The sequence below is a fragment of the Halobacteriovorax sp. genome, assembly GCF_041587335.1.
Lineage (GTDB): Bacteria > Bdellovibrionota > Bacteriovoracia > Bacteriovoracales > Bacteriovoracaceae > Halobacteriovorax.
Map to the genome: position 1 here is coordinate 1 of NZ_JBFGYP010000025.1, position 12,459 is coordinate 12,459.

A 12,459-nucleotide genomic window follows, 5' to 3' on the forward strand; every position below is an offset into this window, starting at 1 on the left:
AAACTAAGACCAGAAATTAAAGAAGAAAAAAAAGTAATTGAAATGGGCAAATCTAGTCCTAAGGTTCAAGTTGAACTAGAAAATACCATGGGTCTGTCGCGTGAGAGCGGTAACGAGCTAATGCGGAAGGTAGTCCTAGAAGTTGATCAAAGTTTGGATAATAAAGTGATTTCTAGTGGTACTAGTGGCCCTAGAACAGGTTTTGCTATTGTTACTGACCTAAGTGGAAAACTTGTATTTGCAAAGGGAATGAAGAAAAAGTCTGCGTCTCTAAATCGGGCCGTATTCCCGCAGGACTTAGTAGACACATTAGCATCTAAAAAAACTAAGACAATTGATATAAGTACACCCGGTAATATTGAAAAAGCACTTAATAGTCTCAATTCAACTATGGACGCTTATGATTTTAGTCATAAACAAAAAGAAGCTTTGATTGCTGAGGTTAATAGAAAGAGGAAGGAACTAGATCAAAGAGTATCAAAAATGAGTCTTGTAAAGTCTACTGTTGTGAAGGGAGAGACACGAGAACTATTCTTTAATTTTGATGATGGCTCATTCTATTTGAGAGTTTCTAAGAATAATAAAATTATTGATGATGAAATTTATCCTCTAACTGATGATAAGAATCTAGATGATCTAAAGAGTAAATTAAAGAGATTAGGCCTGTATAATAAAAATGAATTTGAAGAAACCTTTAGTGATTTCTACGTAGGTAGTTGTGAAAGTCTTGAAGATATTTCGAGTCTTCTTCCAGATTTAGATTCAAATATAGCAAATATCTTAAAAGTGAATGATAAGGTGTGGGGAAGCTATCTTGAAAATGCAGTCTCTAAAAAGCCTATAGTCCTTGAAGATGGAAGTATGATTGTTTCGATTTCTGCTTTAAATCAATCTCATAATGTAAAGGTGATGATAGGTGATGATGGAAGAGTTGGAGAGCTTAAGTTTCTAGATGAAGCTAAGGCCCTGAGGGATGGACTTGAGATAAGAAGAATTGTTGAAAATGGTGAAGGTTACTTTAAAATCGTCGTCATTGATTCAGATAGTAAAAGTGAGACTGATCAGTTCTTCTTTGATATTGAAAATGATGCCACAGGTGAAAAAAATATTGCTATTTATGTAAGAGGAAATGGTGAGAATAAAGAAATTTATGACAAGAATACATATAAGATTTCACTATCTGAAAATAAAATAATTACAGCAAGACCAAGAGTACATCTCTCTTCAGAAAGGACGGATTCATATCCAACAAAGATAAGTAAAAGAAGTGGTCAAGGAATTAAAACTTTTCTTTTTAATAGCTTCTTTAGTTTGGAGGGAAGAAGAGATCATCTCGCTGATGAAATAAGAGATGCCGTAAATTCTCAAATTGGATCTATTAACAAAGACGGTAAAGAGTACTTAAACAAAGCAGAGGTTAATAGTATTGTTTTGGATATTGTTAGAGATGTAGAAACTGATATACCAAAGTTAGATGCAAATATCTCAAAACTTACAGCAAAGACCTATGAGCATTCATATAAGAACTTTGTCTCCAACATAGTCCCTAAAATGATTCGAGAGATTGTGCCAGGAGAGTCTGATGAGTTCTATGCTGAGATTACAAAAATTTCAATGAAGGGACTAGACTCCTGTTTGGCAAAAGCTTCTTCTAAGTCAAATGAGAAAGCTGCTGAAGAGTGCTTGAATACTTATACCAAAGAGGCACCTGTCATTATTGGTATGGAAGTTATGAAGTTTCAATTAATGCAGAATGATCAAGGAAGCTTGGTAAAAACTTCATCAAGTGAGTACAGTAAATGTATCAAAGAAAATTATGATATCACTGAAGATATGTCTTATATAAAAGGATGTATCTTTAAAGCTATGTTCACAGCAGTAGATAAAGGCTTAGAGAGTGTTGTTAATATCTCTCTTAAGAAAATGGAAAGTGACTATAGGGCAGAGGGAAAAGATATAAAGCTTGTTGTTAAAAGAAGTGTTTTAACTCAGGCAAGAAAAGACTTAAGAAGTTGCTATCAAGAGAAAGGCTATATAAATCCTACAAAGTTTAAAGATAACTATAATCAGAAAAAACTCAATAGTAGGGAGACAGATGATTTTAAAAATGACTTATTATCATGCTCTTCAAAGATTGAGCAAGTCGTTGGAAGAAGTGTTTCTGCAAGCTTAATTAGTTTTGAATTAGGTGCGATGGATATAAAAGGGCCAGACAGAGATGAAATTAGAGAACAAACAATCTCTAAGGGGTATGATAATTGTATTAGAATACAAAATGGTATTGCTGATAGGGCCCTAAAAGATAATGAATTCTATAAAGTAGAAGCAACTAAATGTACTAACCTTGTCACAATGACTGCTTCTGAGCTTGTAATTACAAAAACTCTCAAACAAAAATTAGGTAAAGAGCTTTGGGATAAGTTAGAAAAAAGTGATCAAGCTCCACATATTATGTGTTTTGAAGATTTGAAGTCTAAAGGAAGAGATGAGCTCTTTGTTTCTAGTGTTAATGAGAGTTTCTTTGAAAAAGAGTCAGCAAGATGTCTAAAAGACAGTGTCGAATGGGCGTCTTATTACCTTGGTGAAAAAGAGCTTTCTAGTATCTTTGAAAGCGATCCTTTGTATCGAAATGTTAAGTTATCTGATGCTAAGAAGTCTTTCTTTGCAAAGAAGATACAAAGCTGTTTTAAAGAAAAACTTAAAAACTATAATACTGTCAGCTCAGTATCTGGTTCTCTAGATAAAATACAAAGTCAATGTACAGTTAGTCTTGTTATGAGTGAAGAAGCCAGTGAGGACATTTTAACTCCTGTTGTAACTGGATTACTTGAAGATAGTGATGTCGACCCAAGTATTATAGATAAAGCTAAGGGAACTATTGTTAAGAAAATGAGAGAAAATGTGTTCTCCATACTTTCAAAGAAAGAATTAAGTTTAGATGAAGTCGTAGCTGAATTTAAAAATATAAAAGGAGAAGCTACATATATAGTCGCAGATCAGACAATTAATAAATACGTGCAAGATATGGTTCCGGGAGAGTCCTCTGATAGTATATCTAAAGATTTAAGACAAAAGCTATTTGAAGGTGAGTATAACTTCAAGACAAAACTATTGAATGCTCAGTCAGAAGATGAGTTGGGTGTTGTTATAGATCAGATGACCGAAGTCGCAGCGATAGAGCTCACAGGCCACGCCTCTCGAGCTGAAGGGCAAAAGCTATTAGATAAGGAGCTCTTAAAGTCTAAGAAAGATGTTGAAGATATGGCCAGCAGTGCTAGCTCGATCATGGAGCAATGTTTAGAAAAAAGAAAGTCTGATCAAGAGTTAAAGAGCTATTTAGATACTTGTATTTTAAAAGTTAAATCTTCTGTGACGTATAATGTATTTGCTGATCAGTTAAGTGGGATCTTAAACGAAGGTGATTACGCTAGTGCATTTACGAAAAAAGAAAGAGAAGATATATATAATAAATTTATTAACGAAGATTTTAGAAATGATATAGATGAAGCATACAAAAAAGATAATCTAAGTGAATTACAGTCAAGTTTTACTCTCTCCGCAACAAGTGTCATTGGTGAGAAAGTTTTAAAGCAGTCTATTGCTGATATTTATACAAAAAACTCTATAGAGTCTTCAGCAGTATATCAGAAAAAGCTAGAAGACTCCCTCGTTGTTTCTACTGAGGCGAATAATGTTCTGCAAGAGTGCTTATCTTCTATTGACGGTAAAGAAGGAACAAGTAGTGATCAATGTATTAATAGTGCAAGAATGAAAGCTACTACACTTGTCTTCCAGGACAAGATAGGCCCTGTTCTAGAGCTTTTAAGTAATAATAAAGAGACTCAAAATGAGTTTAGTAATAAAGTCATTAGCGGCTTGGAAAAATGTGTGAGCTCAAACTCAAATAGTACTGGTGAATATACTGACACTGTTAATAGTTGTCTCATTGAGTCTATATTTGGGCTAGTTCCAAGTATTACTAAAAATGCGGGTAGTACTGTTAAGCTTTTTTATGATCTAGAAGAAGATGATCAGGCAAACTATAATCGTTGTATTCAAGAAGAGAAGAAGAGTCTCTTAAGTTCTAATAAAGAACTCAGTTCAAATAAATTACTTAGCCGTTTATCAAATACAAGCTCTCCTAGAGGAGATAAATTTTGGATAGAATTCTTTAAGGCATCTACAAATGAAGATTCTCAAAAGAGAGTTGATTGGGCGATTGAAGTCGTTGAAAAATGTGCTCTTAGTAATATTGTTCCTGATGTTATAAAAACTATAGCTAATTCAAGTGAACTAAAAAAACAACTTTCATTAAGTAGTGAAGAGCTTGAATTTAGTAAAGATATTCTTTCTAAGTTAGAAGCTTTTTCAAAAGATACATTTAAAAATGGATTATGGTTAGACTTACCAGCTCAAAAAGATGATTCAAAGGATGTTGAGCTGAAAATGATTACTACTTACTTAGATGATTATCTTCCAATGGTAGGAGATTATCTAAGAAAGCTTCACTCGTATGATAGTAAAGAGGCTAAGATAAAATTTGATAAGTTTTTAAATACATTAAGAGAAAAGCTAAAGGTAAATGGGACCCTTTCTCTTGATGATTTAAAAGCGGAACTAATGGAATCTGAACTTATTGATCTCATCATTGAGTCAGAAATATCTTCATTTATTAAAAAAGAAGCTAAAGAACCTCTCTCGAAAGAAGGTGTTGATCAAGAGACAATAGAAAAACTTGGCTCTAAAGAAATTATAGGCACTATATTTAAATCTGAAGAGGGAAGAAAGTCTATTTCTGAAATTAAAGAGAGCTTTATTAAGCCTATGTTAAATGGAAGTGGTGGTAAGGATATACCAGCTAATATTGTGACAGATGTTAAACACCTTTTAGCAAAAGATACTCGTCTTGGTGGATTTGTAGAGACTCTTACAGGTGCAATTGTTCAAAAAAACCTTGAAGATAAGAAGCCGCAAAATTTTGCAACAAATGGTATTGCCTCAATACTTGGTTTTGATGATAAAGATTTCCACTGGAGTAATATTAGAAAAAGACAGATCCCTGGTATCCCAGATAGTGATCAACCTGTGACAAAGGCCATTGAGTACTTTGGTGATAAAATATTACTACCAATTCTTCTAAATGAGGACCTTGGTACTAGAGTTAAGCCAGGAGTTTTTAATAGTTCTGTAGTTAATGTTATTGATGATCGTAAAGAAGAGTTTTCTGGTATGGTTGAAGAGCTTATGAAGCTATAAGGCCTATTCTAAAATAGGCCTTCTTTTTCTACATTCTCTGAGGTGCTTCGATACCTAGTAGCTGAAGACCTTGTTTCATTACAAGACTAACTGACTTTGATAGAAGTAGTCTCGCATTTTTAAGTTCTTCACTTTCTGCTTTTGCAATAGGTGAGTCTGCATAGAATGAGTTATATAGTTTACCTAGCTCATATAGGTAAGAGCATAGTGAAGTCGCTGAATTCTTTTCGTGACATTGAACTACTATATCATTGAAAGCTGAAAGCTTTATTAATAGCGCTATCTCACTATCTTTTTTGAGTAAAGAAAAGTCAGCATTTAAATCTTCAGAGTAAGATAGCTTCTCACACAGGGAGTTAATTCTTGCATATACGTACTGTAGGTATGGCCCCGTTTCACCGTCTAGTTTTAACCACTCTTTCATATCAAAAATAATCTTTCTATTATTATCAAAGCGAGTCATTCCATAGTTTATGGCGCCTTTAGCAATCATAGATGCTGTATTTTGAATTTCTTCTGCTGTCCAATCATCAGAATACTTTTCAAGGTATTCTTTTTTAATATGTGCTTCCATTTGATGGATAAGGTCATTTAGAGGAACTATATTTCCTTTTCTTGAGCTCATTGCTCCATCTGGTAGCTCTACAAAGTTATACTGAAGGTGGTAGCAGTTCTTTGCTTGCTCAAAGCCAATCTTTTCTAGAACCTTGAACACTTGGTTAAAGTGAAATGCTTGTCTTGTATCCACAATATAAATATTATTTTCAACTCCAAACTCTTCAAACTTCTTAACCGCTAAAGCAACGTCTTTTGTAGCATAGAGTCCTGTGCCATCAGTCTTTATCAAAATACAGAAACCTAGCTTATCATCCTCTAGGTTCATTCCGATAGCGCCTTCAGACTTAACCAGCTTTCCTTCGTTGTATAGTTTCTTAGCTAGTTCTAAAGATGGTGAATCAACTTCTGACTCAAAGAACCAGCGATCAAACTCTACGTCCGCCCACTTATATGTCTCTTTCATCATCTCAAGTGACCAACCACGTGTCTCTTTCCAAAGATCAAAGTATTCACCTTTTTGGCTTTCTAGCTCTTTTAAAATTGAAGTTAGTTGTTCTCGGTTTGTTGCTTCTTTGTCAGTTCCGAGTTCATCTTCTAGTAGAAGGTTTGCTTTTGTATAAATTGATCCAAGCCATGCTCCCTTATTTGTTTCAGGGATTGCATCTTTGTTATGATACTTTAAATACCATAGACATTTGGCAACGTGTGTACCACTGTCTCCTGGGTAAGTTACAGCAATGACTTCTTGGTCCGCATATTTTTTTATTCTAACAAGAGCGTTTCCAAGACATAAATTTCTCATGTGTCCTACATGTAACTCTTTATGTGTATTAGGTTGAGAATACTCAATCATTGTCTTTGGACGTTCACTGACTAATTCTTTTTCAAAGAATTTTCCTGATATGATTTCATCTGTTATCTCTTTACCTAAGTATTCAGGGTTAACTATAAAGTTTAGATATGGTCCAACACCCTTGGCCTCAGAAATGATTCCGCTACTTTGAATTTCAGTTGCAAGTTTTCCAGATATAATATTTGGGGCAGACTTCGTTGCCTTAGCTAAAGGGAAGCATGGGAACGCAAAATGTCCCATTTTCATATTTGGAGCTATAGAAATTAGTCCATAAATCTGCTCTTTAGTCATTTCAACTTCTTGAAAGCTAGATTTAAGGGCCTTTGATATTTCTGTTGCGATCTGTTCTAAGATATTATTGTGTAACGTTGTCATAATTAGCTCGGGTCTTTTTTTTAGTTTCTTATGTTATACTTAATTGAAATCTTTAGAAATGCAAAGGGTATAATGCATAATGTAGTTAGCTTTTTTATATTACTTTCCCTGTCTCAGTCTGTGCTTGCTCAAACAGCAGAAAAGGCCCGAGAGTTCTTAAATAGAGAAGAAAGAAATGCGACATTAAGAAAGAGGCTAGAGCCAAGAATCAGTGATAAGTACTACTTAGGTAGGTTTCTTATTTACGATTGTGAGCATAGGCACTTTGCATGCGTAAATGTGGAAAGTTTTTTTAGCTGCACGCAAAATAGAGAAGAGGAGATCCAGAATAAGGATACTCTTTTATCATGCGCACCTTTTAAGCAATATGAGTCATTGGAAGATTGTACCAATGCTTATCTAGGATTCATTTACAGAAGAACAGATAAGTCCTTCTGTATGAATAAAGTTACTGAGAAATCGTTTTAAACATCAAGTAATGAGGACCAATTGTTGGTACATCAAACTCTTCTCCTGTTCTTTCAAAGCCAACCTTTTGGTAAAAGCCTTGAGCAGTCGATCTAGCGTTACACCAAAGTAATTGACAGAAATTTTGCTCTATAATTGGAAAAGCTGTCCTTAAGAGTGAAGAGCTTAGCCCTTTTCCTCTGTGTTCTGGTAGTGTTGCCATACCTCTTAAGCGATATTGATACTCTTCAACAAGTTTTGGATTTTTTTCGAAATAGAATGAAGCTACACTCACTAGTTGGGAGTCAATAAATGCTCCCAGGTGAAATGTCTGCTCATCATCGTCATGTTCAAAGTGGCAGTCCTCAACTGGTCTGCCAGGTCTCAATACGAGGTTTCTGATATGGTATGTATCTGATGCATTTATTCTTAGTACTTTCATAAATTATTGCGTTGTGTGTGAGTTAGTGTGTGTGGAGCCTTTATAGGTAATGCGAGTGGTAATGTCACGAAAATAATAGTTCTCTATTAGTAAGTACTTGAAATTCTGAATAAGTTTTCCATTGCAAGTTGTGACATGGCCTTTGAGAAGAAGCCCAATATACTATTTGGTATACCAGTGTCTGCTCCTTCCCAGTGTGCTGTAGTGTAGAAAAGGCATCTATTTTTGTAATTTATAGCTGTTATAGTACCAGTTAAATTCTTCAAAAAGCCTTTATCAAAAATAAAGGGGTAACTACCAACTTTTTTCAATCTTGGGATTTTGAAGTTCAGCGTCATATTGTAGGGAAGAAGAGCTGAAGATAGAAGAAAGTCTACGCGACCATTTTTGTCGTCATATGAGCTACGCTTTATGAACCCAATATGATCTTTGTATGACTCGTAGTGTGATAGTTTGCGCAGAGCGAATGAGCAGCTTTTTTTATGGAGCCCTGCGATGAAAAAGTCTAACTTTTGTTTTTTTTGCTTTAATAATTTAAAATCTTTCACTTCTGACTTGGTGTATATATCGCCTGATAATATTTTTTTCCAGACTGATTCACCTACAGCTTTCTCGATACTTGGAGCATCAATAGTATTATTCAGTGGGACGATAGAGCGTCCATGAGTCATCTGAATAAGTGCTAATATAGTGAAAATATATTGTTTTATGTAACGCATTGTACCTTTTCTTGAATAATATGGCCTATTACTCTCAATAATATACTAAAAAGACGAAAACCTAAATGATAGGGAAAATGACGCATGAGTAAGAGCATTGAAGCTGTAAAAAGAAAAGGTAAGGCTAAGGAAGCTGCAATTGAGAGTAAAGACCAGAGGTGGCACTGTAGAAACAGAATTACCCTAGTTTTTGGATCAAATGATGTTGAAGAGTTAGAAACTTACACTTACGAAGACGGTAAGCTTAATTTTAAAACTGTAGATTTTCATCAGGCTAAAAGTAAGGCCATTGAAGAGATCTTAGATAACTGTATCGACGAATACTACAGGGGTCATGTTACTGAAATACACTGTGAGCTTTCTGCAGATGGTAAGAACGTTATGGTTGAGGATAATGGTATTGGTTTCCCAATCCAAAAAGTTCCTCAGGTGTATAGTGAGTTCAGAACAGGGTCAAAATTTAAAGATGAAGAGACTGATGCAAAAGGTTTCTTACACAGAACTCTTGGTCAGAATGGTCTTGGTGCTGCGGCAACTTGTTTAACAAGTGATGAGTTTAAGGTTCGTGTAAGACATTACAACTCTAAAAAAGAGCAAACATATACATTTATTGATGGTGCGCTAAAAGTTAAGAAGACAAAGCCAAAGCCATTTAAAGGTCACTCAGGTGTTAAGATTGAACTTAAGCTTTCAAAAGAAGTGTATAAGAACGATGTTATTGATGAAGACCTTTTAAGAAAGAGAGTTATTGATTTAGCCTATAATAATCCTGGTTTAACTTTCTATTTTAACAAAGAGAAGTACCTGTATAAGAAAGGACTTTTAGAACTAGCACAAAGGGTTAATCCTGAAACTGCTCAAGAGTTTGGAACAACTGCTTATATTTATGAGTCAAAAAATACAAAAGGGAAGAAAGTTAAAGGTAAGATTGATTTATCTGTCGCCTTAAACATTGCACCTCGATCAGAAGAGAGAGAAAGGTTTATCTCTTTTGTTAATTCTACACCTACATTTGATGGTGGTTTTCACCACGATAGAGTAAGGCGTTTATACGTAAATGCTATTAAAGACAAACTTGCTAGAAACGCTAAGAAAGAGAAGTTAACTCTTGTTGATAACGATATTTTAACAGGAATAACTTTTACTATTGGTGTGACGATGCCTAATCCTAGATTTGAGTCTCAAACGAAGAGAAAGCTTGTACGTGATACTCATCTCGAAAAAGGTATTGAAGAATTAATGTCTAAAAATGTAGATAAATTTCTTCGAAAGAATAAAGACTATTTAGAAGCAGTGATGGAGAGGGCTAAATCTAGAAATAGATACCAAGAGCTCAAGGATGCATCTAAAAAAGCTCGAAAGCAGAAAAAACAAAGAGTAGAGAAACTTCTTGATGCTAACGAGAGAAAGAAACGTGAACTATGTACGCTATTTATCTGTGAAGGGGACTCTGCAATTGGTGGTCTTCGTTCAGCAAGAGATAAGTTGTACCAAGGTGGTATTGCCCTAAAAGGTAAACCAATGAACGTTGCTCAGGCCGCTATTTCTGATATTTTAAATAATCAGGAATTTTCTGACATTATGGCCTCAATTGGTTTAATTATTGGTGTTGAAGCTGAGATTTCAAAACTTAGATATTCTAAAATTGTTTTCCTTGCTGACTCTGATGTTGATGGTGGACATATTAATACTCTTCTTACTAACTTCTTCTTCCAGTTTTGGCCGGAGTTATTTGATCAAGAAGTTATCTGTATTGCTAAGGCGCCACTCTTTGAGGTTATTACTGATAAGGGAACAAAGTACATTGAGACTCCCGATGAGCTTGATGACTTTAGAGAGACAACAAAGCTAAAAATTAAAGAAATTCAAAGAAATAAGGGATTAGGGGAAATGTCTCCAGAGGCATGGAAACATGTTCTTTCAAGGGATTCATTTACTGTTATCTCGGCAGAAGATGTTAGTAAAGCGAAAGAAATGCTTAATGTCTGTTTCGGTAAGGATACTTCTCTTAGAAAAGAGTTACTGATGGACGGTGCTTCTGCTTCAAGTGGAGAGAGTGTATCTGTATCTACTTCTGAAGCTGCTAAAAAATCTACGAAGAGAATTGCTAGCAGTAAGAAGAAGACAAAGAAAAAGACGACAGCTTCTAAGAAGAAAGTTGCTAAGAAAACAAAAAAGAAAACGACTAAAAAGAAATAAGGAAATCATAGAAGATGGAAGAAACATATCTACATTCAATGGCGAGTATTCCTCTTGAAGATATTGTAAGAGAAGAATATAGGACTTATCAGATCTATACTCTTATGGACCGAGCTATACCATATTTAAAAGATGGACTTAAGCCAGGGCAGAGAAGAATTCTTTTTACTCTCTGGAAAAACCAATCAAAAGGTCTGATGAAAGTATCATCAGCAACAGGTTTAGTTTTAACTCTTCATCCTCACGGACCTGCTTCGGTTGAATCAGCGATTGTGAATATGGCCCAAGATTATACTTTTTCAAATAACTATCCTCTAATTGATAAGAAGGGGTATTTCGGTGAGAGGATGGAGACATCTCCGGCCGCCTCAAGGTATATTGAATGTAAGCTTGGAAAAATATCTCAGATTTTACTCTTTGATGATATGGACCAAGTGGAGATGATTCCAAATTACGATGAAAAAGTAATGGAACCATTAAACCTTCTTCCTAAGCTTCCGCTCATGTTATTAAATGGTGCAGAAGGAATTGGAACAGGTTTTTCTTCTGTCATTCCAAGTTTTAGTCATAAAGAAATTATTAACTCTATGATCAGCTTTCTTGAGACAGGTAAAGCTAAGAAGTTGAAGCCATTTAATAATGGATACAATCTTCCTATCGAGAGAGATCAAAGAGGAAGATTAATATTTAATATGGGATTTGAAGAGGTTGATGGAACAATATACATCAATGAACTTCCACGTGGTTATGATGCACAAAAGATTTATAAGTATCTAACTAAGTATATGGAAGCAGACTTTATTAAAGACTTTGTCGACTCCTCTGTTGATAACGATGTAAAGATAGAGCTTATTTTTAAAAGAGGAGCTGAGAAGACATTGAAAGAAGTTGAGGCCGAAATGGGCACAGCTTCGACTCAAGTTCCAAACTATACTCTTATTTCTGAGCGTGGTGTTCGTATCTTTGATAAGCCTGAAGAGATTATTGAGATTTTCTCAGGACAAAGACTTGCTGTCGTAAAAAGAAGATATGAGCTTCGTTGCCAAGGTCTTAAAGACAAGATCCAGCAAAATAATGAGATTATAAAATTCATTAAAAAGAAAGAATACGAAGTTGCAACTAAATCAAAAAACAGAAAGTCTTTCGTTGAGTATCTTGGAAAGAAGAAATATGTCTACAACGATTATCTTGCAGACATGCCAATTTACAGAATGACTAAGGAAGAAGTTGCTAAGCGTGCCTTAATGGTAAAAGAAGATACAAAGCTTCTAGCTCAGTACACTAAGGTTGCTAAGTCTGACAGACTCATCAAGAAGAAACTAATTGAAGAGCTTAAAGATACAGGAGAGCAACTAACGGCCTGGCTTAAAGGGAAAGATAAGGAACGTCTTGAGCTTCGTAAGAAGATAGAGAAAAAGACGGCCAAGAAAGCAACTAAGAAAAAAGCAGTCAAAAAGAAAACAAAGAAATAAACTAAAAAAAGGGAGTCTAAAGACTCCCTTTTTTATTCTCTCTACTTAATTCACGAAATATTACAGTATATTAGAAGACATACATTTCTTCACATTTAATTGATAAATGCACGCTATTCTGTAGGTAGATAATCAAGT

General features: G+C 34.8%; 7 protein-coding genes. 4 read left to right on the forward strand and 3 right to left on the reverse strand.

What is annotated here, in order from left to right:
• Positions 1-42 precede the first annotated feature (42 nt).
• On the forward strand, positions 43-5,256 hold the full coding sequence (locus ABX784_RS05805; protein ID WP_372653763.1) for a hypothetical protein: 5,214 nt from the start codon (positions 43-45) through the stop codon (positions 5,254-5,256).
• Between the two features lie 28 nt (positions 5,257-5,284).
• Here the strand turns inward: ABX784_RS05805 and argS are convergent, their stop codons facing one another.
• Positions 5,285-7,042, reverse strand: coding sequence for an arginine--tRNA ligase (argS, locus tag ABX784_RS05810; protein WP_372653767.1), 1,758 nt, complete (start codon positions 7,040-7,042; stop codon positions 5,285-5,287).
• Positions 7,043-7,114: 72 nt separating this feature from the next.
• On the opposite strand from argS, the gene ABX784_RS05815 reads away from it, so the two are divergent.
• Positions 7,115-7,510, forward strand: coding sequence for a hypothetical protein (locus tag ABX784_RS05815; protein WP_372653769.1), 396 nt, complete (start codon positions 7,115-7,117; stop codon positions 7,508-7,510).
• On the opposite strand, the gene ABX784_RS05820 is transcribed toward ABX784_RS05815, so the two are convergent.
• Both ABX784_RS05820 and ABX784_RS05825 read right to left on the reverse strand, forming a co-directional pair.
• Positions 7,491-7,931 carry a GNAT family N-acetyltransferase gene (locus tag ABX784_RS05820; RefSeq protein WP_372653772.1) on the reverse strand — a complete coding sequence of 147 codons (441 nt, stop codon included), beginning with the start codon at positions 7,929-7,931 and terminating at the stop codon, positions 7,491-7,493. The two genes, ABX784_RS05815 and ABX784_RS05820, sit on opposite strands and share 20 nt — an antisense overlap.
• Positions 7,932-8,017: 86 nt before the next feature.
• Positions 8,018-8,650 (reverse strand): hypothetical protein, encoded by a 633-nt coding sequence (locus tag ABX784_RS05825; RefSeq protein ID WP_372653774.1) that lies wholly within the window; start codon positions 8,648-8,650, stop codon positions 8,018-8,020.
• Positions 8,651-8,734: 84 nt separating this feature from the next.
• Between ABX784_RS05825 and ABX784_RS05830 the strand changes: the two genes are divergently transcribed.
• Both ABX784_RS05830 and ABX784_RS05835 read left to right on the forward strand, forming a co-directional pair.
• Positions 8,735-10,849 carry a toprim domain-containing protein gene (locus ABX784_RS05830; RefSeq protein ID WP_372653777.1) on the forward strand — a complete coding sequence of 705 codons (2,115 nt, stop codon included), beginning with the start codon at positions 8,735-8,737 and terminating at the stop codon, positions 10,847-10,849.
• 14 nt (positions 10,850-10,863) lie between these two features.
• Positions 10,864-12,321 carry a DNA gyrase subunit A gene (locus ABX784_RS05835; RefSeq protein ID WP_372653780.1) on the forward strand — a complete coding sequence of 486 codons (1,458 nt, stop codon included), beginning with the start codon at positions 10,864-10,866 and terminating at the stop codon, positions 12,319-12,321.
• Positions 12,322-12,459: the final 138 nt, after the last annotated feature.

Excerpts from the sequence above, each read along its gene's own strand:
- ABX784_RS05815 (WP_372653769.1), top strand. The coding sequence starts at position 7,115 with ATGCATAATGTAGTTAGCTTTTTTATATTACTTTCCCTGTCTCAGTCT.
- ABX784_RS05830 (WP_372653777.1), top strand. The coding sequence starts at position 8,735 with ATGAGTAAGAGCATTGAAGCTGTAAAAAGAAAAGGTAAGGCTAAGGAA.
- ABX784_RS05805 (WP_372653763.1), top strand. The coding sequence starts at position 43 with ATGGGCAAATCTAGTCCTAAGGTTCAAGTTGAACTAGAAAATACCATG.
- ABX784_RS05825 (WP_372653774.1), bottom strand. The coding sequence starts at position 8,650 with ATGCGTTACATAAAACAATATATTTTCACTATATTAGCACTTATTCAG.
- ABX784_RS05820 (WP_372653772.1), bottom strand. The coding sequence starts at position 7,931 with ATGAAAGTACTAAGAATAAATGCATCAGATACATACCATATCAGAAAC.
- argS (WP_372653767.1), bottom strand. The coding sequence starts at position 7,042 with ATGACAACGTTACACAATAATATCTTAGAACAGATCGCAACAGAAATA.
- ABX784_RS05835 (WP_372653780.1), top strand. The coding sequence starts at position 10,864 with ATGGAAGAAACATATCTACATTCAATGGCGAGTATTCCTCTTGAAGAT.